The sequence below is a fragment of the Burkholderia territorii genome, from assembly GCF_902833055.1.
In the GTDB taxonomy this organism is placed as follows: domain Bacteria; phylum Pseudomonadota; class Gammaproteobacteria; order Burkholderiales; family Burkholderiaceae; genus Burkholderia; species Burkholderia territorii.
On sequence record NZ_CADFEJ010000012.1, the window covers coordinates 29,135 to 54,387 of the forward strand.

Below are 25,253 nucleotides of genomic sequence, written 5' to 3' on the forward strand. Positions count from 1 at the left end.
ATGACCGCTTCCTTGACCCAACCGGCGTTCCGCCGCCTCGGCATGAAGGCGCTGCTCGTGCAGCACGACATCGACGAACGCACGGCCACCGGACGCGCGGCCACCGCGCTCGTCGAAGAATTGCGCACGCGCCTCGTCGACGTCGTGATTGCGACCTCCGCCGAAGACGCGCGCGCGGTAGTCGACGCCGATCCCGCGATCCAGTGCCTGCTGCTCAACTGGGAGCTCGGCAACGATCCCGCTCATGCGCCCGCGCAGGCCGTGCTCGACGCGATGCGCGCGCGCAATGCGACGGTGCCGGTGTTCCTGCTCGCGAGCCGCGCGAGCGCGGCCGCGATTCCCGTCGACGCGATGCGCAAGGCCGACGACTTCATCTGGATGCTGGAAGACACCACCGCGTTCATCGGCGGGCGGATCGTCGCCGCGATCGAACGCTACCGCGAAACCGTGCTGCCGCCGATGTTCCGCGCACTCGCGCAGTTCTCGCGCGTGTACGAATACTCGTGGCACACGCCGGGCCACACGGGCGGCACCGCGTTCCTGAAATCGCCGGTCGGCCGCGCGTACTTCGAATTCTTCGGCGAGGCGCTGTTCCGCTCGGACCTGTCGATCTCGGTCGGCGAACTTGGCTCGCTGCTCGACCACTCGGGCCCGATCGGCGAAAGCGAACGCTACGCGGCGCGCGTGTTCGGCGCGCACCGCACGTATCACGTGACGAACGGCTCGTCGATGTCGAACCGCGTGATCCTGATGGCGAGCGTCACGCGCAACCAGGTCGCGCTGTGCGACCGCAACTGCCACAAGTCCGCCGAGCACGCGATGACGATGTCCGGCGCGATTCCGACCTACCTGATTCCGTCGCGCAACCATTACGGGATCATCGGGCCGATCATGCCGGAACGGCTCACCGCCGCCGCCGTGCGTCTCGCGATCGACGCGAACCCGCTCGTGCGCGGTCGCGACGGCATCGATCCGACGCCCGTGCACGCGCTGATCACGAACTCGACGTACGACGGCCTCTGCTACAACGTCGCGCGCGTCGAGGAACTGCTCGGGCAGAGCGTCGACCGATTGCATTTCGACGAAGCGTGGTACGGCTATGCGCGCTTCAATCCGATCTACCGCGATCGTCACGCGATGCACGGCGATCCGGCGCGGCACGACGCGAGCAAGCCGACCGTGTTCGCGACGCAATCGACGCACAAGCTGCTCGCCGCGCTGTCGCAGGCGTCGTTCATCCATGTTCGCGACGGCCGCAACCCGATCGAGCATGCGCGCTTCAACGAGGCATACATGATGCATGCGTCGACGTCGCCGAACTACGCGATCATCGCGTCGAACGACGTGAGCGCCGCGATGATGGACGGCCCCGGCGGCGAGGCACTGACGACCGACGCAATCCGCGAAGCCGTGTCGTTCCGCCGGATGCTCGCGCGGCTGCATGCGGAATGCGAGGAGAACGACGACTGGTTCTTCAACGGCTGGCAGCCGGACACCGTGGTCGATCGCAAGACCGGCCGGCGCGTGCGCTTCCACGAAGCGGACGAAACGCTGCTCGCCACCGATCCGTCATGCTGGGTGCTGCATCCGGGCGATACGTGGCACGGTTTCGGCGACATCGAGGAAGACTACTGCATGCTCGATCCGATCAAGGTGTCGATCGTCACGCCGGGCGTCGCGCCGCACGGCGGGCTGATGCCGGTCGGCATTCCGGCGTCGGTCGTCACCGCGTATCTGGACCGCCACGGCATCGTCGTCGAGAAGACGACCGACTTCACGATCCTGTTCCTGTTCTCGCTCGGCGTGACGAAGGGCAAGTGGGGCACGCTCGTCAACACGCTGCTCGACTTCAAGCGCGACTACGACGCGAACGCGCCGCTCGAACAGGCGCTGCCGGAACTCGTCGCGCGCTATCCGGACCGCTACGGCAAGCTCGGCCTGCGCGATCTGTGCGACCTGATGTTCAGCGCGATGAGCGACCTGAAGACGACCGAGATGATGTCGCGCGGCTTCTCGACGCTGCCGAAGCCCGACTTCAGCCCGGCCGAGGCGTTCGAGCATCTCGTGCACAACGACATCGAGATGCTGGAGCTGTCGGAGATGGAAGGCCGCACGGTCGCGACGGGTGTCGTGCCCTATCCGCCGGGCATTCCGCTGCTGATGCCCGGCGAGAACGCGGGGCCGGCCGACGGCCCGCTGCTCGGGTACCTGAAGGCACTCGAGCAGTACGACCTGCGCTTCCCCGGCTTCACGCACGACACACACGGCGTCGAAGTCGAGGACGGCGTGTACCGGATCGCGTGCATCAAGGAAACCGCGCGCGACACCGTCACGCGCTGAGCATGCGCGCCGCGACGCCGCGCCGGCAGCACGCGGCCGGCGTCGCGATGCGTGACGGTTCGCCGGTCAGGCAGGCAAACGACCGCCCCATGCGGCGAAGCTGTGCTTCGCCATCCTCATCGAATTCGCCTTCAGTTCGCCGTGCCACGATACGATCGCGTCGGTCGGCTGCATGGCCTTCGGCGACCGCGATCCGAAGCGTGCGAGAAATCAGCTGGCAATGAACGACGAATAAGCGACGGCCGGCGAAGCCGTGGCGGAGGAAAACGCGACGCTCACGCGTCAGCGGACCTCACGCCGCGATCCATCCCGCGCCGATACGCGGCCGGGCTCGTCGCCGCGACACGCCGGAAGTGCCGGCGCAACGACTCCTCGGAACCGAACCCCGCGCGCGCGGCAACCTGCGCGAGCGACATCCCTGGATGCGCTTCGAGCATGTCCTTCGCGACGTTCACGCGCTCGCGGATCAGCCACGCGAGCGGCGACATCCCCGTCGCGTCCGCGAACTGCCGCTGCAGCGTGCGCGTGCTCATCGCCGCCTGCGCGGCCAGCGACGCGAGCGTGTGCGGCTCGGCCGCATGCGCGCGCATCCAGTCGATCAGCTTCGCGAGCCGGTCGCTGCCGCCCGGCGCGACCGGTCGCGGCACGAACTGCGCCTGGCCGCCGTCGCGATGCGGCGGCAGCACGAGGCGCTGCGCGACCCGGTTCGCGATCGCGCCGCCGTGATCGCGGCGCACGAGATGCAGCAGCATGTCGAGCCCCGCCGCCGAGCCGGCCGACGTGACGACCTGCCCTTCGTCGACGTACAGCGCGTCGGGATTCACGCGCAGCGACGGATAGCGCGCCTGCAGGCGCTCGGCGTAGCGCCAGTGCGTCGTGACGGTGAGCCCGTCGAGCACGCCGGCCGCCGCGAGCACGAACACGCCCGAGCAAATCGAACAGAGCCGCGCGCCGCGACGGTGCGCGGCACGCAGCTTCTTCAGCAACGGTTCCGGCGGCGGCTCGTCGGGATCGCGCCAGCCGGGAATCACGATGGTGTCCGCGCGATCGAGCATCGCGAGCCGGTACGGCGCGGCGACCATGATGCCGCCCGCCGCGCGCACGGGCCCCGGCTCGCTCGCGCAGACCGCGAAGCGATACCAGTCGACGCCGAGTTCCGGGCGTTCGAGCGCGAACAGTTCGACCACGCAGCCGAATTCGAAGGTGCAGAGGCGATCGTAGGCGAGCGCGACGACGAGATGATTGTGCATGGCGCGATGTTACCGGAACTTGTCGATCGCGCCACTGCCGCGATGGCCGCCGAACCGCGATACTGCCCTTCATCCCGGCGCATTGGGCGCCGTCCTCCAGGAGTGCCTTTCATGTCCTACGTCACCGACGTCCCCGCCGCCGACAGCGCCGCCGCCCTCGCGCACTTCGAAGCCTCGTTGCGCTTCGAGACCGACTGCTGGGACGTGCACGACGCGCTCGCGTCCGGCGTGCCCGATTTCGTGCTGCTCGACGTGCGGGGGCCCGAGCAGTTTGCCGCCGGCCACGTGCCCGGCGCGCGCAACCTGCCGCACCGCAAGATCGTCGCCGGCAAGCTCGCCGACCATCCGGCCGACACGCTGTTCGTCGTCTACTGCGCGGGGCCGCACTGCAACGGCGCGGCGCGCGCGGCGATCCGGCTCGCGCGCCTCGGCCGCCCGGTGAAGCTGATGATCGGCGGTATCACCGGCTGGCTCGACGAAGGTTTCGCGCTGCGCAACGAAATGCAGCCGGCGGACGTCGCCACGCGCTGATCGTCATTAAAAACGCAACAATCAATTGCCGGCACACGAACGGAAAAAGCGCGACAATCGGCCTCATTGAAGTTCGGACGGAGCAGCAACATGCAACACGAAGTCCTGATTCAGATAGCCGGTTCGGTCGCGGCGATCGCGCTCTATTTTCTTCCGGCGGTTGTCGCCGACCGACGCGCCCGGCACGACAAACTGACGATCGCGATGTTCAACGCGCTGTTCGGGTGGACGGGCATCGGCTGGCTGATGACGCTGTACTGGGCATGCCAGCCGAACCCGCAAACGGATGTCGCGCAAACCATCCTCGCGAAGCGCCGCGGCATCAGCATGCGGACCTTCTCGGCCGGTCTCGTCGAACGCGTGCAGCGCCGCGTTGCCGCCCAGCAGCAATGGGCCGAGAAGCAAGGTTGCCGCTAGGCAGCCGCGCCGTTCGCCTTACCTCGCCGCGCCGAATTTCGGCATCCTGACGTTTGTCGAGGCCCGGTAGTCCCACACCAGCTTGTCGCGCGGCACGTCACTGCCCGCGCGCAACCACGCCCCGAACGCCCCCGCCGTCACCGCCCGCGCGATCCGCTCGCCCGGGCACCCATGCGGCCCCGTGCCGAACCCGAAGTTCGGCCCCGGCGCGCGGCCGGGCAGCAACCGGTTCGGATCGCGATGCACGGCCGGATCGCGATTCGCCGCCGCGAGCACGACCAGGATGGCTGCACCGGCATCGACGGTCACGCCCTCGATCGTCGTGCGCGACGCGACGAAGCGGCGCGTATTCTGCACCGGCGAATCGAATCGGCCGACCTCGGCGACGAATGCATCGAGCGCCGCGGGCTCCGCCAACGCGCTTTCGGTGACGGCACCGTCCCACGCGACCAGCACATTGCCGAGCCATGCGGCCGTCGCCTCGCACGTTTGCGACAGCAACCCGACGAGATTCGCGACGAGCGCGCCGCTCGCGTGCCATCCCGCGGCGCCAGCCGCCTGCTGAATCGCCGCGACCCATGAGCCGTCGTGTGCGCGCGTGCGCGCGACGCGCTCGGTCATCCGGTCGAGCAGTTGCCGCGCGGCCTCGCTCGCGCGGGCCAGTGCCGCGTCGTCCGACAGCGGCGACAGCGCGGCGACGAAGTCGACGACCAGCGCGGCAATATCGTCGAGCTGCGTATCGTCGAAGCCGAGCAGATCGGCGACCGCGCACACCGGCACCGTCATGCACCACGCGTTCAGCGCATCGGCGTCATGCGGCGCCGGGAGCCGGCGGCCGGCGAGTTGCGCGGCCCGCTCGCGCGACGCATCGGCGTCGATCGGCGCGAATGCCGCGCGCAGCGCCTGTTTCGGCACGTCGTGCCGCAATGCGCCGTCGTTCATGCGCACGAGCTCGCCGAACAGTGCGCCCGCCGTCGTCCCTCGCAGCGCGGGCGGTACCGGCGCATCGAGCGGCCTGACGCGGCACGCCGGGTGACAGAGCACGGCCGTGACGCTCGCCGCCCGGCTCGCGACCCACAGGCCGAGCGAGGCGTCGAACGCGAGCGGTGGCCCGTCGACGAGCGTCGAGTAGTACGGGTAAGGATCGCGGTGCGTGACCGCGGCAATCGGATCGGTCGGGTTCATGCGTGCAGTATCGGTGCGCCGGGCCGACGCATGTTTCGGGTTGACGTGAAATGTCGCGGAAGTCGCGGTCATGGGCATGCCGGCGCCGCGGGATGCTGCGATGCAGCAACGCGCGGCCGGTACGCGGCGCGGCGCCGTGCCGGACGTGGCGTCAGGCTGCCGACCGGTAGCGGTTCGACTGCATGCGCATGCGCACGCGCCCGGCGGGAATCGCACGCGGTTCGGGCACCACCGTTTCGTGATGAAACATTTCCTGGCGGAAGTGGCCGCCCTCGTCGAACCACTGGCAGATGAGCCAGTCGGCATCATCGAACACGACCGGCCCGGCATAGGTGACGGTCATGCGCGGCCCACCCGTTTTCAGCGTCACGACATCGCCGACGCGAAAGCCGTGGTTGCGATTTGCTCGGATTGTCATCGCTCTCTCGATTTTTTATATATTCATTTTCCGGCGGCCCGCGCCGGTCATTCGGATCTGCCGCAGATTACCAACCCGACAAATAACCGGCAACTCCCGAACACCGAAAAACATCGATCGGAAAATCGCGGCAATATGCGGCACCGGTTCGCACGGCAGGCTTCTGGCACCATAATCGGCGCGGCTTGCGCGCCGATTATGGTCAAACCGCCGGAATGCGGAGAATAAACGATGAATTTTGCGCCGTCGTCGAACTTCAAATCGACAACGGTTTCGATTGATCACTGTCAATCGGTTTACGGCTGTAAACGTTCTCGCGTTTTATCGACACTCATTGTTCGAACCGGACGCGCGAATTGTCCGGTGCCGAAAACCAGCGATTGAGGTCGCGCCCCGGCACCGCCGCCTGCGTGAACGTGAACGTGCCGTCGCGCGCCATTTCCGTCGCGGCGCGCAGGAATGCGCCGAACGCGGCCCGCGCGAGCGCGCCGCCGACGCTCACGCGCTTTACGCCGAGCGCCGCGAGCGCGTCGAGGCTCAGCAAGCCGCCCTGCAGTCCCATCACGACGTTGACCGGCGCGCCGACCGCGCGCGTGATCGCCGCGATGTCGTCGGGGTCGGTCACACCGGGCGCGTACAGCACGTCGGCGCCCGCGTCACGAAACGCGACCAGCCGCGCGATCGTGTCGGCGAGGTCGGGGCGGCCGTGCAGGTAGTTTTCGCAGCGCGCGGTCAGCGTGAACGGAAACTTCAGCGAACGCGCCGCATCGACCGCCGCCGCGATACGCTCGACCGCCACGTCGCGCGGATAGATCGGCGCATCGGCACGGCCGGTCGCATCCTCGATCGAGCCGCCCACCGCCCCGGCGTCGGCCGCCAGGCGAATCGTGTCGGCGACCGTGTCCGGCGCGTCGCCGAAACCGTTCTCGAGATCTGCGCTGACCGGCAGGCCGCCCGCGGCGACGATTTCGGCGATGTGCTCGAGCATTTCGTCGCGGTCGATCGCGTTGTCGGGTCGCCCTCTCGAAAACGCAAAGCCGGCACTCGTGGTGGCCAACGCTTCGAAGCCCGCCATCGCGAGCAGCCGGGCCGAACCGGCATCCCAAGGGTTCGGGATGATGAAGGCCCCGGGGCGCGTGTGCAGCGCGCGGAAGGTTTCGGCGTGGCGGAACTGCACGTTGGAATCGGACATCGCGATCTCCTCGGAATGGAGACGTCAGCATACGCGCGCGCGGTACCGCGACGCTTCAGGACACGGCGAAATATCGATGTGGATGGCAGCGCCTCGGGCGCGGCGCGGTGCCCCGCTGGTCACGCCGCCGCGCGTCTACACGACGTAAGCGCCCTTCGCATGCAGTTCCGCCTCCGCGCGCTCGAGCGCCGCGATCGCATCGCTGCCTTCGAGCGCCAGCAACTGCGCAACTAGAGCCTCAGCCATCGCATGCGCGGCGACCAGCGACGGAAAGAACGACGGGCTGTCGTGCGTGAAGATCAGCTGCGCGTCCGCATGCAGCGCGATCGGCGATACAGCGCTGTCCGTGATCGCGACGATCTTGCTGCCCTGCGCCTTCGCCGCCTGCGCGACGCGCGTCGCTTCCGCGGAATACGGCGCGAAACTGATGACCACCGTCACGCTCTGCTTCGCGATCGTGCGCAACTCCATCTCGAGCGAGCCGGCGACGCCGTTGAGCAGCGACACGGTCGGCCGGAACAGCCGATAGCCGTACACGAATCCGAACGCGACCGGATAGCACGACCGAAACCCGGCGACGTGCACGTGCGACGCCTTGCGGATCAGCTTCGCGGCGTCGGCGAGCGCGTGCTCGTTCTGCGCGGCGGTGGCGGCAAGGTTATGCTGCTGCGCGGCAAGCAGGTCATGCGCGAGCGACGCCTTCGCATCGGGCCGCACGAGCGAACGCGCACGCTGCGTGAGCGGCTCGGGACGCGTGCGCACGCGCGCGACGCACAGGTCGCGCAACTCGTTCCAGCCGGGGAAACCGAATTGCTGCGCGAGCCGCACGAGCGACGCGGGTTGAACCTGCGCGCGCTGCGCGACCTTGCGCATCGACGAGGTGGCAACCTCGTCGGGATGATCGAGCAGAAATGCAGCGCCCGCCTGGAATTGCGGGCTCAGTTCGGAAAATTGCGCCCGGATCCGGGACGCGAGTTCATCGAAATTGGCGGCCATCTTGGTGAGAACGGGAACCGGTCGTCCATGGTATCACCGGCCCCGCGCGCACCGGTCAGCGCAGCACTTCGATGTGGTCGGCGTCGACCTTCACCTTGCCCGACCACTTGCGCTCGAACTCGCCGGTCAGCTTCACTTCGTTCTTGTCGCTGACGGGCTGGCCGGCCGCCCACAGCTTCTTGTCGATCTCGACGCGGATCGTGCCGGTTGCATCGGCGAACTCGTAGTCCTCGCCGCCGGTGTGCTTGACGATGCGCCCCTGCAGTTGCACGTGCTGGTCGTCCTTGCCGTTCGCGAGCAGTTCCTTCACGGTCGTCGTGGTCAGCGTGGACGGCCCCGTGTATTCCGCATGGACGGCGGCAGGCAGCAGCGCGAGTGCGACGCTCAGGGTTCTGGCCAGATGTTTCATGATTGCGTTTCTCCTCTTCCTCGATAACGCGCCGCGTCCGGTTGAACGCGACGGCCCAAGATTACGGACCGTAAGATTAAGCAAACCTGAAGGCCGTGCCGAAGCGACACGGTGCCGCATCGGGCCCGCACGAACGCGCGCCGGCCATCGCCGTTTAAGCTCTCCCTAAGACACCTGCGCTTATCATGAGAACCCCGGGGCGCCACGCCCGCCAACAGACACGAATCCATGCGCGTACTGCTCGTCGAGGACGATCCGCTGATCGGCAGCGGGCTCGAACAGGGCCTCAAACAGGAGGGCTTCGCGGTCGACTGGGTCAAGGACGGCGACGCCGCGACGCTCGCGCTGCGCTCGACCGGCTACGGCCTGCTGCTGCTCGACCTCGGGCTGCCGAATCGCGACGGCCTGTCGGTGCTCGCGTCGCTGCGCCGGCGCGACGAAACCCTGCCCGCGATCATCATCACCGCGCGCGACGGCGTGCCGGACCGCATCGCCGGCCTCGACAGCGGCGCCGACGACTACCTGGTCAAGCCGTTCGTGCTCGAGGAACTGCTCGCGCGCATTCGCGCCGTCAATCGCCGTCACGCGGGGCGCGCGCAGACGACGCTCGCGATCGGCCCGCTGCGGCTCGATCCGGTCAAGCACCTGGTCTGGCTCAACGACGAAGAAGTCACGCTGTCGCCGAAGGAATTCGTGCTGCTGCACGAACTGATGCGCGACCCCGGCGCGGTGATCTCGCGCGAACAGTTCGAGGAACGGCTGTACAGCTGGGGCGAGGAAATCGAGAGCAACGCGGTTCAGGTACACATCCACAACCTGCGCAAGAAGCTCGGCCACGACATGATCCGCACGGTGCGCGGCGTCGGCTACCGGATCGGTGACGGCGCATGACGCGCCTGCAACATGCGATCGCGCGCTGGCGCAGCGCGTCGCTGCGGCGGCGCCTGTTGACGTGGCTGCTGCCGGCCGCGTGCGTGATCGGGCTGGTCGCGAGCGCGGGCACCTACTGGGGCGCGCTGCGCGAGCTCGACGATCTCCTCGACGACCAGATGCGCAGCATGTCGAAGCAGATCGTCGTCGGTCCGAACGGCGAGCTGTCGTTCCGCAACCATCGCGAGGGGAAACACGAATTCGAGGCCGGCGATCCCGACGCCGTGCTGCTGCAAGTCTGGCGCAACGGCACGCTCGTTTATTCGACCGACCGCAAATCCGCGCTGCCCCCGCCGACGCAGACGGGCCTCGGCAGCGTCGACGTCGGCGGCCAGCCGTGGCGCACTTACGTGACCGAGCGCGGCGGCACGACGATCCGGCTCGCGCAGGCACGGCATGCGCGCTGGGAAGCGATCGCGGGCATCGCGGTGCACCTGCTCTGGCCGGTGTTCTCGATGCTGCCGGTCCTCGCGATCGGGTTGTGGTTCGGCATCGGCGCGGGGCTTCGGCCGCTGCGCACGATCGCATCCGGCCTGAAGCGCAGGAATGCGAACAATCTCGAACCGGTCGACATCGCGTCGATGCCGAACGAGGTGCGCCCGCTCGCCGAGGCGATCAACGACTTGCTCGCACGGCTCGACCGCTCGTTTACGCTGCAGCGACACTTCATCGCCGATGCCGCGCACGAATTGCGCACGCCGATCATGGGGCTGTCGATCCAGTCGCAATTGCTGCGGCGCGCGTCGACGGCCGACGAGCGCGAGCAGATCGTCGCGCAGATCCAGGCCGGCACGACGCGCCTCGGCCACCTCGCCGAACAGTTGCTGACGCTCGCGCGCCTCGAACCGGACGCGCAGTCGACGGCCGCGGCATCCGCGCCCGTCGATCTCGCCGCGCTGTGCCGCTCGGTGGTCGCCGATCGCACGCGCGTCGCGGATGCGCACCATATCGACCTCGGCGCGATCGTGTCGTCGCCCGTGATAGCCACCGGCAACAAGGACACGTTGCGCGTGCTGCTGAACAACCTCGTCGACAACGCGATCCGCTACGCGGGCGACGGCGCGCGCGTCGACGTGTCCGCGCGCCTCGACGGCGCGACGCCCGTGCTCGAAGTCGCCGACGACGGCCCCGGCATTCCGGAAGCCGAGCGCACGGACGTATGGGAGCGCTTCTACCGCGGCGAAGGCGCGCAGGCGGCCACGTCGTCGGGCAGCGGGCTCGGCCTGTCGATCGTCAAGAGGATCGCCGAACAGCATCGCGCGACGGTCGCGCTCGCGACGACGCAAGGCGGGCGCGGGTTGACCGTGACGGTGCGTTTTCCGGTGCCGGCCTGATACACGCGTGACGGCCGCCTTTTCCACAGATTGTGTTGGCAAGCTTGTGGACAACCGGCTGCCAACGACGGCAAGCGATTGATCCGAAAGGATTTGGCGGGCGTGCGCAGCGAATGCGCCAGGCCGGGTCGAACAAGCGCAATGCCCGGTTCGGCCGATCGCGATGCGGCGATTCGCGTGCCGTCGACGACGTCCGCCGCACATGCGGCTACACGATTCTGGAATCGACCGACGCGTTTCGCGCGGCCCTTCACGCATCCGGAGTTCGTCGCGACACCGTCGGCTTACCCAACGTCCGCCGTCGCGCGTCGGCACGGCGCACGACTCGCACGCGGTGCCGCGCCACGCGATCGCCACGCGGACTTCTCCACAGAAAATGTTGGCAAGCTTGTGGATATCCTGCGCACCGCGACGCTAAGCCCTTGATCCGACGGACTTTGGCACGCGTGATGCAGACGCGGTGTGCGCCGCGCCAACGCACGCGCCAGTTCGCCGCACGTCGCATCACGATGCCACGCCGATGTACGCACCATACGCGTGCGGCATGCGACGCGCTCGTCGCCCCACTTGCCCACAGATTTTGTTGGCAAGCTTGTGGATATCCTGCGCACGCATCGCCTAACCCCTTGATCGGCAAATGATTCATGTGCCGCGCCAACATTGCGGCAACGCGCGACACGCTCGCTTGCACGATCCGGCAATCCGGCGCAGCGGCGGCACGCAGAACGCAGCTTGACGTTCATGCATGCCGCGCGTCACGATCACACGAGCCGCACGCGCGGCCGCGCATCGCGACACGGCATGCGGCGACACACGTGCGGGCCGTTCGGCCCGCATCGGACAACGACACATCATCCGAGGAAGACCATGGAACATTTCACCGCTGGGCAGTTGATCGTTTCGCTCGTGCTCGTCGCGATCGTCGTCTATCCGTATGTCCGGATCGTTCGGCGTACAGGGCATTCAGGCTGGTGGATCCTGACGATGTTCATCCCGGTCGTGAACTTCATCATGTTGTGGGTGTTCGCGTTCGCGCGCTGGCCGTCGGTCGACGATCGGCACGGCTGAACATCGCGCGGGCTTGTCCACAGATTTTGTTGGCAAGCATGTGGATAGCCTGCGCATACCACGCACAAGCGCTTGATCCGAAAGGCTTTGTCCGTGCCGCTTCGAACCGTGCAGACAGGCCTCCCGCACGCCGGCGCCAAGCCCGCCCGTCAACGAACGCGCCCACTCGCGGGCTTGTCCACACTTTTTGTTGGCAAGGATGTGGATATCCTGAGCATGCGTGACCTAAGTCGTTGATCGCACAACGTTTCGACGTGCCGATCACGACCGCGGCACGGCGTGCATCCATCGCTTCGTCCGTCCGCCGATGAATGCACGCCGCGCCGCCCGCTCAGGCGAACGCCGCGACCGCGATGCGCGCGGCGGCCGCGATCACGTCGTCCTTCGCCTTCGCATCGGCACGCGCCTGCGTGTAGTACACGACGAGCACGATCGGCGCGCGCGACGGCGGCCAGATCACGCCCGCGTCGTTCGTCGTCCCGTAGTCGCCGGTGCCGGTCTTGTCGGCCACTTGCCAGCCGGCCGGCACGCCCGCGCGAATCCGCTTGTCGCCGACCTTGTTGCCGCGCAGCCACGCGACGAGCTGCGCGCGCTGCGCGGGTGGCAGCGCATCGCCGAGCGTGAGCACGCGCATGCTCGCGGCCATCGCAGCGGGCGTCGTCGTGTCGCGCGGGTCGCCCGGCAATGCGGTGTTCAGTTCCGTCTCCCAGCGATCGAGCCGGAACGTGTCGTCGCCGATCGAGCGTGCAAATGCGGTCACGGCCGCCGGCCCGCCGATCAGCTTCATCGCCAGGTTCGCGGCCGAATTGTCGCTGTACTGGATCGCCGCCTCGCACAACTCGGCGACGGTCATCCCGGCGCCGACGTGCTTGCCCGACACCGGCGAGTAGTTCACGAGATCGGACTGCGCGATCGTCACCCGCTGCTGCAACAGCCCCGGGCGCTCGACACTCTGCGCGAGCACCGCCGCACTCAGCATCGCCTTGAACGTGCTGCAGAACGGGAAGCGCTCGTCCGCGCGATGCCGCGCCTGCCGGCCGCTCGCGGTGTCGATCGCGCACACGCCGAGACGGCCGCCCGCCGCGCGCTCGAGCGCGGCAAACGACGTCGCGGACGAAACATCCTGCTCCGCGGCCGGCGGCGAAGCACACGCGGCGACGGTCAACGCGAGCGGCGCCGTCGCGGCGGCCAGCAACAGGGTTCGACGTTGCGATGAGTAGGTCATGTCGTGTCTCTCGTGGTGGAATGGATGCGAATCGGCCGGCCGGCGAGACAGCACTATCGTGACTTTACGGTTGTCTGACAAGCAACGATAATTGAGCGCTGACACAAGAAATTCTTATGACCAAGCTCCGCCCTCATCTTCCGCTGAACGCATTGCGCGCGTTCGAATCGTCGGCACGCCACCTGAACTTCACGCGCGCCGGCCTCGAGTTGAGCGTGACCCAGGCTGCCGTGAGCCAGCAGGTGCGCTCGCTCGAGGAGCGGCTCGGCTGCGCGCTGTTCACGCGGCTGCCGCGCGGCCTCGGGCTCACCGACGAAGGGCGCGCGCTGCTGCCGGTGCTCAGCGACGCATTCAGCCGCATCGAGACCGTGCTCAAGCAGTTCGAGGGCGGGCGCTTCCGCGAGGTGCTGACGCTCGGCGCGGTCGGCACCTTTGCCATAGGCTGGCTAATGCCACGGCTGAAGCGCTTCGGCGACACGCACCCGTTCGTCGAACTGCGGCTGCGGACCAACAACAACGTCGTCGACCTCGCGGCCGAAGGCCTCGACTTCGCGATCCGCTTCGGCGAAGGCAACTGGCCGGCGACGCGCAACGAGCGGCTGCTCGACGCGCCGCTCACCGCGCTGTGCGCGCCGGAGATCGCGCGGCGTCTCGCACGGCCGGCCGATCTCGCGAACGAAACGCTGCTGCGCTCGTACCGCACCGACGAATGGCTCGGCTGGTTCGACGCCGCGCAGCTCGAACCGTGGTCGGTGAACGGGCCCGTGTTCGATTCGTCACGGCTGATGGTCGAGGCCGCGATGCAAGGCGCGGGCATCGCGCTGGCGCCGGCCTGCATGTTCGTGCGCGAGCTGCAGCTCGGCCAGCTTGCGCGGCCGCTCGACATCGACGTGCGGGCGGGCGGCTACTGGCTCACGTCGCTGAAGTCGAAGCCGCTCACGCCAGCGATGACGCTGTTTCGCGACTGGATCGTGGCGGAAGCGGCCGACGCGGCCGACGCGGCGCCGCTCGAATAGCGGCGCGTCGCTTGTCCACAGATTTTGTTGGCAAGGATGTGGATATCCTGGGTACCCGACGCCTAACTCGTTGATCGCGCACGAATTACCGCACCGATGCATGCATCGGGCAGCCGGTGCGCAAGCACGTGAACGGCACGGCCGCCGTTCGCCGGATCGTCAACCATCAGGAAGCAATCACGTCAGACTTATCCACAGATTTTGTTGGCAAGCCTGTGGATATTCCGCCAATGTGACGCGTAACATCCTGATACAAAAGGGGATTCAGTAGATCGGACCAGACAGGTCAATGACGCGGCATCGTTTGCGGCGTCGCGCCATGCAGCAGGCGGCCGGTTCGCGGAGCCGGACGGTTCTCCACAGAATGTGTTGGCAAGCTTGTGGATATCCTGCGCATCGGCAGGCTAACTCGTTGAGCGCACGGGCTTTTGTGCGGGCCGCGCAGGATTGGGCAGCACCGGCGCGGGCCATGCGGCCGGCGCCGGCGCTGCCGGTTCGTCAATGCCGGTCGAGCCCGCCGCGCAATTCGCGCGCCTTGTCGCGCAGCGCCTCGTATCCGGAGCGCGCATGTTCGGGCAGGTCGGGATCGCCGATCAGCGCGCCGAGCGTTTCGATCAGGCTGAACAGGATGCCCTTCGCCGCGCCGGCCGCGATGCTCTGCGACTCGATCGACTTGTGCAGGTGGTCAACCGCCGCTTCCAGATTCTCGAGCTTCTGCTCGCCGTCGTCGGGCCGATTGTCGGTCGTCATCGTAGGTGCCTCCGCCATCGTTCAAGGGTCATGTCACGATTCTATGCCGCTGCACACGGACGTGGCGCGACATCGCGCAACGTCCGTGCACGCGCCGGCGTCATAGCACCGCAACGACCTTCACGCGCCCCGGCTGCTCCGCCGATGCGATCACCTGGCCGTCGACGCGGCGGAACATCAGCGTGACGCTTTCGTCGCCGACACGCAGGTCGTCGATACGCAACCAGTCGACGCCTTCCGGCAGCGCCGGGCGCTCGACGCGCACCTCGTGGCGCGCCGCGTCGACGCTCACGCCGAGGCACGCCTGCAGCATCATGAACGGCGCACCGGCCGCCCACGCCTGCGGCAGGCACGCGACCGGATAGGCGGTCGGCGGCTCGCCGCGTCGGCGCGGGAACCCGCAGAACAGCTCCGGCAGCCGCATCTCGAAGCTGACCGCCGCTTCGAACAGCGCGCGCAGCAGGTTCACCGCGGCCGTCTTGTCGCCATAGCGCGCGAGCCCGCGCGCGATCAGCGCATTGTCGTGCGGCCACACCGAACCGTTGTGATAGGCCATCGGATTGAAGCGCGGCTGACCGGCCGCGAGCGTGCGAATGCCCCAGCCCGTCTGGAACAGCGTCGAGCCGAGCACGCCGGCGACCGCCGCGCCGCGCTCGGCGTCGGGCAGCCCGAACGCGAGCAGATGGCCCGCGTTCGACGCCAGCACGCGGCACAGATCGCCGTGACCGTCGAGCGCGATCCCGTAGAACTGGCCTTCCGGCATCCAGAACAGCGCGTCGACCTGATCGCGCAGCGCCTTCGCGCGCAACGCGTAGCGCGTCGCGTCGGCCGCGTGGCCGCGCCGGTGTGAGCACATCGACATTGCCTCGAGTGCCGCGCATGCATATGCCTGCACTTCGACGAGCGCGATCGGCCCGTCGGGGAAACGGCCGTCCGCGTGGAATACCGAATCGTGGCTGTCCTTCCAGCCCTGGTTCGCGAGGCCGCGCTCCGACGTGCGCTGGTAGTCGAGCAGCCCGTAAGGGTTGCGGTCGCATTTGTCGATCACCCACTGCGCGGCGCGCTCGAGCGCGGGCCACAGCTCGTCGATCAGCGCATCGTCGCCGGTGTGCTCGACGTATGCGCCCGCGAGCACGATGAACAACGGGGTCGTGTCGACGCCGCCGTAATACAGCGCGAACGGCACCTCGCCCGTCGCGGCCATCTCGCTGCGGCGGAACTCGTGCATGATCTTGCCGGGCTCCGCATCGCGGAACGCGGACGTCTCGCGCGCCTGGTGCTCCGCGAGAAAACGCAGCACGCCGCGCGCGAGCGACGGCTGCAGCCACAGCATCTGCAGCGACGTGATCACCGCGTCGCGGCCGAACGGCGTCGAGAACCATGGAATGCCCGCATACGGATACGGCCCGGTGTCGAGCTGCGTCGTGAGCAGCCCGAGATCCGCGAGCGACCGGTCGAGCCATGCGTCGAACAGCGGATTGCCGGTGTTCACGCGTGCCATCGACTCGCGCCGCGAACGCATCTCGCGATGCACGCCGACGAGTGCGGTGCGCAGCGCGACGCGCCCGCATCCCGGGCCGTCGCCGTCGTGCGCCGGGCCGAGGGTCGCGTCGACGGTCAGGTAGATCGACACGCACGCCTGCGCGGCGATCGTCAGCGTGTAATCGGCACGATCGACCGACAGTGCGTCCGGTGCCGGCGAGAAATGCACGGTCACGTTGCGCTCGACCTTGTCGAGACCGTCGTAGCGCAGCCGCACCGCGCCGGCGTCGACGCTCGGCGCAACCACCGTGCCACGCTTCGGGCGCGGCGTGCCGCGCACTTCGAACATGTCCTTGAAATCGGCCGCGAACGACAGCGACAGCGGCACCTCGGCCTCGCTCGCGCCGTAGTTCGTCAGCGTCAGCGCTTCGTACAGCACATCGCCCGCGAGCACGCGCGTCCGTTCGATGTGGATGACACCCTCGGGCGTCTCGCGGCCGCCGAGCGGCGGCAGCGGGCGGTTCGTCAGGTGGGCGGTAAACGACGCGTTGTCCGCGCTCGTGGCGCCCGACAGCAGCGACGGCGCGCGGCCGCCGAAGGTCAGCCGCCACGTCGACAGCACGCGCATGTCGTCGACGAACAGGCCGTCGTCATGGCCGCCGATGTCGCCCAGCGCGTCGCTGACCACGAATGCGTCGCCGGATTTCAATACGTACTGGTTGTTGCGCGCAAGCGCCTTCGGATCGGCTTCGGGCGCGATGAACGCGGGGCCCGTCGCCTGGGTCGGGGGAACCGGCGCGACTTGCGGCGCCTGCGTCGTAGTGGCTTCGGCGTGATTCGGCATCGATGCTCCTGTGTCGAGGCGCAACGCGCGGCGCGCGTCGCGTGTTTCGCACAGGATAGGCCAGAACGGGGGCCGCGCGCAGCGACGAAAAGGACGCGCCCCGTGCGACGTTGCCGTCGCCGCGCGGGGGCGCGTACAGACACATCAGCCGGCGCTCAGAATTTCCACAGGATGTTGCCGAGCACCGCGTTGTCGCGCACGCCGCCGCCATACTGGCCGCTGAACGTGAGGCCGAGCGTCAGGCGTTTCGTGATGGCCGCGTCGATGCCGGCTTCGAGCACCGCGCTGTCGCGCGCAATCGGCACGCCCGACACCTGGAACGACGTACCGCCGTTCGCGAACGTGAACGCCGACGACGGCTGAACGTTGCCGAACGCATGCCGCCAGCCGACCGTCCCGCGCGCGGTGAACGTGCCGCTTGCGATCGTGCCGAGTTGCGACGCGGCACGCAGGCCGAGTGTCGAGAACCCGACGTGGGTCGTCTCGCCGCCCGCACGCAGCGCGGCCGCACCGCCGCTTTCCGTATAGCCGTCGGTATGCAGGTTCACGTAAGCCAGGCCCGCGAACGGTTCGAGCGCGACCGGCCCGACCGGCAGCGCATAGCCGACTTCCCCGAAGACCTGCGCGGAATTCGCGTTGTAGCCGGCCGAATCGTGATCGGAGAAGCCCGCGAAGCCCGGGTAGCGGTCGCTGTTGATCCGATACCACGTGTACGACGCGCCGCCGCGCACGCCGAGCGCGCCGTACTGCGCGCCGCCGTACAGCGACAGGTAGTAGCTGTTGACCGACGCCGACGCGCTCTGGTCGTTGTCGAGCGAGCCGTGCGTGACGCCGGCGGCCAGGCCGGCGCGCCACTTGTCGTTGAGCGCCATGTCGGCACCGGCGATGAAGCCCGTCATGCTGCGATTGATCGTCGACGTGTTGCCGTCGCCCGCGAGCCTGCTGCGGCCGCCGAACGCCTGCCCCCAGACCACCGGCTGGTACGGCGTGCCGCCATGGCATCCTTCGCGCGAACCGATCCGGCGCTCCGGCGGCAGCGTCGGGTCAACCGCCCCGGCCGTGTTGTCGCCGCACAGCGCGGCGCCGCCCGACGACAGCGCGGCGAGCGGCCCCGATCCCGGCGCAAGGCCCTGGCGCACGCGATCGGTCACGGCATCGCGCACGTAGCGGCTGTCGAGCAGCAGCATGCTCTTCAAGCTCGCCTGCAATTCGCCGTCGAGCATCCCGTAGGCGCGGCGCGCGGTGGCGGCATCGGTCGTCAGCACCGTGTCGTACAGCGGGTTGCCCGCGCCGAGCGCACCGATCGCGGTGGCGACCGCGCGCTGGTTCGGCGTCGTCGCGACATCCGGCAGCGCCGTGCCGTTCGAGACCAGTTGCAGGTATACGTGGTCCGGATCGTAGCTGAGCGTCGGCATCAGGAACGCGTAGTTCGAATTCACCTGGCTGAACGTGCCCTGCACGCCCGACGACGCGCTCAGGATCGTGTACTTGGTGGTCGGCTGGTAGCTGGCCTGGTTCGCGAGCACCTGCACGGTGCCGCCGTTCAGCGTGGCCGTGCCGCTCGCCGCGATGCTGCCGCCCTGTTGCGGCGTGACCGCGACCTGCAGCGTCGAGCCCGGCTGGAACGTGACGTTGCCGGCGACGTTCAGCGCCGCGCCCGGCTGCGACACGGCCGCGAACGCGCCGCTCTGCACGACGAGGCCGCCGACGGTGCCGGTGCCCGTGAGCGTCGCGCCGTTCTGCACGGTCACGGTCGACTGGCCGAGCGAACCGTCGACGGCGAGCGTGCCCGCGGCCACCGTGGTGGGGCCGCTCAGCGTGCTCGTGCCGGTCAGCGTCAGCTGTCCGCTGCCGGCCTGCGTCAGCGAGCCGGTGCCGGACAGCACGTTCGCGAGCGTCACGTTCGCGGACTGGTTGACGATCAGCGCGCCGTTGTCGACGACATTGCCGACCACGCTGCCCGACGTGCCACCGTTGCCGAGCTGCAGCGTGCCGCCCGCCGCGATCGTCGTGCCGCCCGTGTACGTGTTGCTGCCGGTCAGCGTCTGGATGCCGGTGCCCGCGACCGTCAGGCCGCCCGTGCCGCCGATCACCCCGCCGAACGCGCCGCTGGCGGTGCCGCCCAACGTCAGCGCGTTGCCGCCGAGGCTCACGTTGCTGCCCGCCACGCCCGACAGCGCGCCGAGCGTTTGCGCACCCGACGCGCCGCTCAGGTCGAGCGTCGCGCCCGCGTTCGCGAGATTCACCGGGCCGGTCGCCGCCAGGCTGCCGCCCGCGCCGAGCGCCAGCGTGCCCGCGTTGATTGTCGTGCCGCCGGTGTACGTGTTCGCGCCGGTGAGCGTCGTGGTCGCCGCGCCGTCCTTCACGAGCGCGCCAGTGCCGGAGATCGCGCCGCTCAATCCGAGCGCATTGCTGCCGCCGAGCGTCAGCGTCGCGCCCGTGCCGAGAGCGACTGCGTTGTTGATCGACAGGCTCGCATTCGTATCGAGCGTCGCCGCGCCGCCCACGTTGAGCGCGCCGGTGCCGAGTGCCGATGCGTTGCCGAGCACGAGGCCGCCGCCGTTCAGGTTCGTGCCGCCCGAATACGTGCTCGCGCCGTTCAGCGTCTGCGTGCCGGTGCCCGCCAGCGTCACGCTGCCGGTGCCGCCGATCGCTCCATTGAACGTGCCGCTGCCCGCCCCGCCCAGCGTCAGCGCGTTGGCGCCGAGATTCACGTTCGTGCCGGCCACGCCCGACAGCGCGCCAAATGTTTGCGCACCGGCCGCGCCGCTCAGGTCGAGCGTCGCGCCCGCGTTCGCAAGGTTCATCGCGCCGGTCGCCGCCAGGCTGCCGCCCGCGCCGAGCGCCAGCGTGCCCGCGTTGATCGTCGTGCCGCCGGTGTACGTGTTCGTGCCCGTGAGCGTCGTGGTCGCCGCGCCGTCCTTTACGAGCGCACCCGTGCCGGAGATCGCGCCGCTCAATCCGAGCGCATTGCTGCCGCCGAGCGTCAGCGTCGCGCCCGTGCCGAGAGCGACTGCGTTGTTGATCGACAGGCTCGCATTCGTATCGAGCGTCGCCGCGCCGCCGACATTCAGCGCGCCGGTGCCGAGTGCCGACGCGTTGCCGAGCACGAGGCCGCCGCTATTGAGGTTCGTGCCGCCCGAATACGTGCTCGCGCCGTTCAGCGTCTGCGTGCCGGTGCCGGCCAGCGTCAGGCTGCCGGTTCCGCCAATCGCGCCGCTGAAGGTGCCGCCGGCCGTCCCGCCCAGCGTCAGCGCGTTGGCGCCGAGATTCACGTTCGTGCCGGCTACGCCATTCAGCGCGCCGATCGATTGCGCCCCCGTCGCAGCGCTCAGGTCGAGCGTCGCGCCCGCGTTCGCGAGGTTCATCGCGCCGGTCGCCGCGAGGCTGCCGCCCGCGCCGAGCGCCAATGTGCCCGCGTTGATCGTCGTGCCGCCCGTATACGTGTTCGCGCCCGTCAGCGTCACGGTCGCCGAGCCGTTCTTCACCAGCGCGCCGGCACCCGAAATCGCACCACCCAGCCCGAGTGCATTGCTGCCGCCCAGCGTGAGCGCCGCGCTCGCGCCGAGGTCGATCGCGTTGCCGATCGACAGGTTCGTGTTCGCATCGAGCGTCGCCGCGCCGCCGACGCTCAGCGTGCCGGAACCGAGTGCCGCGGCATTGCCGAGCGCGAGAACGCCGGCGTTCAGCGTCGTGCCGCCCGTGTAATTGTTCGCGCCGCTCAGCGTCAGCGTCGCCGCGCCGTTCTTCACGAGGCCCCCGCCGCCGGAGATCGTGCCGCCGAGCCCGAGATCGGTGGTGCCGCCGACCGTCAGCGTCGTGCCGGTCGCGACGTTGAAGCCGTTCGCGAGCGACACGTTGGCGCTCGCATCGAGCGTCGACGAGCCGTTGACGTTCACCGCGCCGGTGCCCAGTGCCGTGTTGCTGCCGACGACGAGACTGCCGCCGTTCAGGTTCGTGCCGCCGCTGTAGACGTTCGGGCCGGTCAGCGATTGCGTGCCGGTGCCGGACAGCGTCACGCTGCCCGCGCCGGCGATCGTGCCCGCGTAGGTCGTATTGACGGTGCCGTCGAGCGTCAGCGAATTGCTGCCGAGGTTCACGTTCGTGCCTGCCGCACCGGCCAGCGCGCCGATCGTCTGCGCGCCCGACGCGCCGCTCAGGTCGAAGGTCGCGCCCGCACCGGTCAGGTTGACCGTGCCGGTCGCCGCGAGGCTGCCGCCCGTACCGAGCGCGAGCGTGCCGGCGTTGATCGTCGTGTCGCCGGTGTACGTGTTCGTGCCGCTCAGCGTCAGCGTCGCCGCGCCGTTCTTCACGAGGCCGCCCGCGCCCGCGATCGTGCCGGACAGCCCGAGCGCGTTGCTGCCGCCGACCGTCAGCGTGGCGCCGGTGGCGAGATTGATCTCGTTGCCGAGCGTCACGTTCGTGCTCGTGTCGAGCGACGCCGCCGCGTTGACGTTCAGCGCGCCGGTGCCGAGCGCCGTGTTGTTGCCGACCACCAGGCCGCCGCCGTTCAGGTTCGTGCCGCCCGAATACGAGCTCGCGCCCGACAGCGTCAGCGTGCCGCCGTCGTTCTTCGTCAGCGCGCCGCCGCCCGTCACCGTGCCCGACAGCGTGAGCCCGGTCGCGCCCTGCACCGTCAGCCCGCCTACGCCGAGCGTCACGTCGTTGGCGACGTTCAACCCGGCCGTGCCCGCCTGCAGCGCGCCACCGGTGGCCGCCACGGTGCCCGTGCCGAGCGACGCATTGTCGTTGATGATCGCGACGCCGCCCGCGAGCGTTGCGTCCTGCGCGGTCGACGCGCCGTTGATCGTCCAGTTGCCGCTCGTGAGGTCGAGATGATTGAAGTTGATGTAGTTGTTGACCGCGATCGTACCGTTCGCCGTGGTGCCCTGCTGCAGCACGAGCGTGTTGTCGCCGCCCGCGCCGCCGTCGACGACGCCGGTCGCCGCGACGCCGAGCGTGACGGGGCCGATCGTGATGTTGAACGCGCCGCCCGTGCCGCCCGCCGTATTGACCGATGAGCCGGTGACGGCGGTGAACGTGTTCGTGCTGTTCGCGCCCATCGACACGCCGCCGTTGATCGTGCCGGAGTTCACGAATGTGTTGCCGACGCCGGCCGTGCCGCTCGAGCCGAGCGACACGCGGCCGATGATCGTCCCGCTGTTCGTCATGTTGACCTGACCGCCGCCGTAAGCGGCGACCACGGGCGCGTCCGCGCCGGCGAGCGTGGCACCGGGCAGCGCGGTCGAGCTGATCGTGCCGGTGTTCGTGATGTTGGAGACGCCGCCCGTGCCGTTCTGAACCGACAGCGCCATGCCCGTCACGCCGCTGATCGCGACACCGGTCGAGCCCATCATCGTGCCGTTGTTGGTGACGGTCGTGGTGCTCGCCGATGCATTGCCGACCACCGCGCCGCTCGACAGGATGCCGAGCCCCGAGCCGAGCGCGGAAGGATCGATCGTGCCGTTGTTGGTCAGCGTGACGCCGCTGCCGGTCAGCGACATCGCGGTGCCGCCGACGCCCAGCAGCACGCCCACGCTCGCGCCGGGGTTGACGGTGGCGTTCACGTTGTTGGCGCTGTTTGCATAGCTCGGCGCCAGCGGATTCGCGACGCCGGAACAGGTCACCGTCGTGCCTGCGGTGCTGCACGTCGCGTACGCGGGAACGATGCCCGCGCCGGACAATGCCAGCAACACGCCGGTCGGCAACAGGAATCTCGGAAACGGCTCTGCGCTCTTCTTCGAATGCGGAATGTTCATGCGTCCCCTCGTCGTCGGCATGACCGCTGAATCGAACCGGCGACGGCGGAATATCCGGGGCGCAAGCGTGCCCTCCGGCTGTCGCGGAACGACGTCGGTTTATTCGTGGATGAACTGCTGGTTATTCGACCCGCGTTTGCGAAGGCAAAACTAGCCGGATGACATGATCGTGGCCCCTGGTTTTTATGCAGCGATTTTCTGGTTGATTTGATTACCGCCCTGCTTTTGTCAGACAAGGCTATATCAAAAAAACAGGGTTTTCCAGTCGATATTTATTTATCGGAGAGCGACCAATGAGATACGTATTTTTTACTTGTCGAAATGCGCAAAAACGCCGTGGCACGCATGAATTTCGCGGCCGAATCGATCACAAGGCGCCGAGCGGCCGCGTGATCGGTGAAAACCCGACGCTTCGTTGGGCATCACTTCGATTTTCGCAGTGCAATATGAATGACGTAGGCGGCGATCGGCACAAACAATCCGAACCAATTCCATTGGCCTGAATCGGATCGAATCGCGGCCGAACTGCCGCGTTACGAAAACAGGCTAATCAAATAAAGCATCGGCCGGAACGACATCGGCCGCGCATCGGGATCGAGCTCCAGGCGCAGCGCATGGATCGCGTATGCGGGCACTTCCCGCCAGCTCGAATAAATGTCGCGCCACTGGAAGTGGCGCGGATACGCGGCGAAGATGTTGGCGGGCGCGATGCCGACCCGCTCGAACGCAAGGCGTGCCCGCGCGAGGGGGTAATGCTGGCTGACGATCAGCGCCCTTGAAGAATCGTCAACGCGCGTGCCCGGCCGCGGTCAATCCACCGGGCACGTCGCGAGCCGCCCCATCGCCTCCCCCGCGCCGCGCACGGCGCAGGTGGCGGGTTCGTCGGCGATCCGCGCGGCCAGGCCGGTCTCGTCGCGCAGCAGGCGTTCGAGGCCCGCGAGCAGCGCGCCGCCGCCCGTGAGCACGACGCCGCGATGCGCGATGTCGGTCAGGAGTTCGGCGGGCGCATTTTCCAGCACCGACTTCACCGCACCGATCACCTGCTTGAGCGGCGCGGCCAGCGCGTCCGCCACGTCGTGGTTGGTCAACTCGATCGAGCGCGGCAGGCCGTCCGCGACGCCGCGCCCGATCGCGCGCGTCGACGTGCGCGGCACGGCGCTGGTGGCCGAGCCGATCGTCGTCTTCACGCGCTCGGCGGTCTGCTCGCCGAGCAGCACGCCGTACAGGTTGCGCACGTGGTTGACGATCGCCGCGTCGAACTGGTTGCCGCCCACGCGGATCGCCTCGCGGTAGACGATGCCGCCCAGCGCGATCACCGCGACTTCGGTCGTCCCGGCACCGATGTCGATCACCATCGAGCCGACCGGCTCGGTCACCGGCAGGCCCGCGCCGAGCCCGGCGGCGAGCGCTTCCTCGATCAGTTCGACCTCCGATACACCGGCCGCGAACGCGGCCTCGCGGATCGCGCGGCGCTCGACCGCCGTCGCATCCGACGGCACGCACAGCGTGACCTCGACGCGGCGGCCGAAACGCGAGCGCGTGCGCGACATGTCGATGAAGCGGCGAATCATCTGCTCGGCGGCGTGCGCATCGGCGATCACGCCGTGCCGCATGGGCCGCACGGCCTCCAGATGCCCCGGCTCGCGGCCGAGCAGCGCCTTCGCGAGCTCGCCGACCGCTTCGAGGGTCGGCCGCGCGTCGGTCGCGCCGCCCTTGCGAAAGCAGACGACGGACGGCTGGTTCAGCACGACGCCCCGCTCGTGTGTGTAAATCCGCGTACTCGCCGTCCCAGGGTCGATCGCAACGGGTTGCGCAAACAACTTTCCGAACAGCGGTGTCGACATATCAAGCCTTTTTTGAACAAACCGGCCGAAACGGCCAGACCGCGTCCCCGCGGCGTACTTTTCCCGCTCCATCACGGACTTAGCGGCAATTCGTTCCGGTACTTTAGACAATTCCCATGATTTTTTCGCGACGAAATTGCCGAATGCGCGTTCCGACGGCCCTGCGGCTACGTATCGGCCTCTCGCGCCGCGCTTGTAAAACACGGTAATCTCTCGGTCTTGCCTGCTCCCGGCAGGCGTCCGACGCCCGATCACGCCAGGTA

At 68.5% G+C, this 25,253-nt stretch carries 18 protein-coding genes and 1 pseudogene; 7 read left to right on the forward strand and 12 right to left on the reverse strand.

Translation table 11 applies throughout. The features are described 5' to 3' along the window. On the forward strand, positions 1–2,340 hold the full coding sequence (locus HW466_RS20085) for an Orn/Lys/Arg family decarboxylase (protein ID WP_151006463.1): 2,340 nt from the start codon (positions 1–3) through the stop codon (positions 2,338–2,340). A 275-nt stretch (positions 2,341–2,615) separates the two neighbouring features. Here HW466_RS20085 and ftrA read toward each other — a convergent pair whose 3' ends face one another. Then, a complete protein-coding gene (gene ftrA, locus HW466_RS20090; protein ID WP_059544162.1) occupies positions 2,616–3,590 on the reverse strand; it encodes a transcriptional regulator FtrA in 975 nt (324 codons plus the stop codon). A gap of 111 nt (positions 3,591–3,701) precedes the next feature. Between ftrA and HW466_RS20095 the strand changes: the two genes are divergently transcribed. Both HW466_RS20095 and HW466_RS20100 read left to right on the forward strand, forming a co-directional pair. Then, a complete protein-coding gene (locus tag HW466_RS20095; protein ID WP_060348249.1) occupies positions 3,702–4,121 on the forward strand; it encodes a rhodanese-like domain-containing protein in 420 nt (139 codons plus the stop codon). 90 nt (positions 4,122–4,211) lie between these two features. Then, on the forward strand, positions 4,212–4,538 hold the full coding sequence (locus tag HW466_RS20100) for a superinfection immunity protein (RefSeq protein ID WP_059544168.1): 327 nt from the start codon (positions 4,212–4,214) through the stop codon (positions 4,536–4,538). A gap of 18 nt (positions 4,539–4,556) precedes the next feature. On the opposite strand, the gene HW466_RS20105 is transcribed toward HW466_RS20100, so the two are convergent. The 5 genes from HW466_RS20105 to HW466_RS20125 form a co-directional block, all read right to left on the reverse strand. After that, a complete protein-coding gene (locus HW466_RS20105; protein ID WP_174905617.1) occupies positions 4,557–5,723 on the reverse strand; it encodes a cytochrome P450 in 1,167 nt (388 codons plus the stop codon). 151 nt (positions 5,724–5,874) lie between these two features. Continuing rightward, a complete protein-coding gene (locus HW466_RS20110; RefSeq protein ID WP_151006207.1) occupies positions 5,875–6,141 on the reverse strand; it encodes a YodC family protein in 267 nt (88 codons plus the stop codon). 331 nt (positions 6,142–6,472) lie between these two features. Next, complete coding sequence (locus HW466_RS20115; protein ID WP_151006209.1) at positions 6,473–7,333, reverse strand: isocitrate lyase/PEP mutase family protein; 861 nt, start codon at positions 7,331–7,333, stop codon at positions 6,473–6,475. Positions 7,334–7,468: 135 nt separating this feature from the next. Beyond that, on the reverse strand, positions 7,469–8,329 hold the full coding sequence (locus HW466_RS20120; protein WP_059447098.1) for a MurR/RpiR family transcriptional regulator: 861 nt from the start codon (positions 8,327–8,329) through the stop codon (positions 7,469–7,471). 55 nt (positions 8,330–8,384) lie between these two features. Beyond that, positions 8,385–8,738, reverse strand: a complete 354-nt coding sequence (locus HW466_RS20125) for a YgiW/YdeI family stress tolerance OB fold protein (protein WP_059447097.1) — start codon at positions 8,736–8,738, stop codon at positions 8,385–8,387. Between the two features lie 228 nt (positions 8,739–8,966). Between HW466_RS20125 and HW466_RS20130 the strand changes: the two genes are divergently transcribed. The 3 genes from HW466_RS20130 to HW466_RS20140 all read left to right on the forward strand — a co-directional run bounded on the left by HW466_RS20130 (position 8,967) and on the right by HW466_RS20140 (position 12,070). Continuing rightward, positions 8,967–9,629, forward strand: a complete 663-nt coding sequence (locus tag HW466_RS20130) for a response regulator (protein WP_059447096.1) — start codon at positions 8,967–8,969, stop codon at positions 9,627–9,629. After that, complete coding sequence (locus HW466_RS20135) at positions 9,626–11,002, forward strand: ATP-binding protein (protein WP_174905616.1); 1,377 nt, start codon at positions 9,626–9,628, stop codon at positions 11,000–11,002. Before HW466_RS20130 ends, HW466_RS20135 begins: the two co-directional genes overlap by 4 nt. An 867-nt stretch (positions 11,003–11,869) precedes the next feature. Further along, positions 11,870–12,070: a DUF805 domain-containing protein gene (locus HW466_RS20140; protein ID WP_059466929.1), complete on the forward strand. Its 201-nt coding sequence runs from the start codon at positions 11,870–11,872 to the stop codon at positions 12,068–12,070. 331 nt (positions 12,071–12,401) lie between these two features. On the opposite strand, the gene blaPEN-bcc is transcribed toward HW466_RS20140, so the two are convergent. Next, positions 12,402–13,295 carry a PEN family class A beta-lactamase, Bcc-type gene (gene blaPEN-bcc, locus HW466_RS20145; RefSeq protein WP_174905615.1) on the reverse strand — a complete coding sequence of 298 codons (894 nt, stop codon included), beginning with the start codon at positions 13,293–13,295 and terminating at the stop codon, positions 12,402–12,404. Between the two features lie 116 nt (positions 13,296–13,411). On the opposite strand from blaPEN-bcc, the gene penR reads away from it, so the two are divergent. Continuing rightward, positions 13,412–14,311, forward strand: coding sequence for a beta-lactamase transcriptional regulator PenR (gene penR, locus HW466_RS20150; RefSeq protein ID WP_059793030.1), 900 nt, complete (start codon positions 13,412–13,414; stop codon positions 14,309–14,311). 498 nt (positions 14,312–14,809) lie between these two features. On the opposite strand, the gene HW466_RS20155 is transcribed toward penR, so the two are convergent. The 5 genes and pseudogenes from HW466_RS20155 to mreB all read right to left on the reverse strand — a co-directional run bounded on the left by HW466_RS20155 (position 14,810) and on the right by mreB (position 24,990). Next, entirely contained in the window at positions 14,810–15,061 is a 252-nt protein-coding gene (locus tag HW466_RS20155; RefSeq protein ID WP_059447090.1) for a hypothetical protein, read from the reverse strand. A 100-nt stretch (positions 15,062–15,161) separates the two neighbouring features. Continuing rightward, complete coding sequence (locus HW466_RS20160) at positions 15,162–17,387, reverse strand: amylo-alpha-1,6-glucosidase (RefSeq protein WP_151006156.1); 2,226 nt, start codon at positions 17,385–17,387, stop codon at positions 15,162–15,164. Positions 17,388–17,542: 155 nt separating this feature from the next. Further along, positions 17,543–23,146 carry an autotransporter domain-containing protein gene (locus HW466_RS20165; protein WP_174905614.1) on the reverse strand — a complete coding sequence of 1,868 codons (5,604 nt, stop codon included), beginning with the start codon at positions 23,144–23,146 and terminating at the stop codon, positions 17,543–17,545. Positions 23,147–23,679: 533 nt separating this feature from the next. Then, a pseudogene (locus HW466_RS31930) lies at positions 23,680–23,925 on the reverse strand (YdcF family protein); the annotation flags it as partial. A gap of 30 nt (positions 23,926–23,955) precedes the next feature. Then, positions 23,956–24,990, reverse strand: a complete 1,035-nt coding sequence (mreB, locus tag HW466_RS20170) for a rod shape-determining protein (RefSeq protein ID WP_059447300.1) — start codon at positions 24,988–24,990, stop codon at positions 23,956–23,958. Positions 24,991–25,253 lie beyond the last annotated feature (263 nt).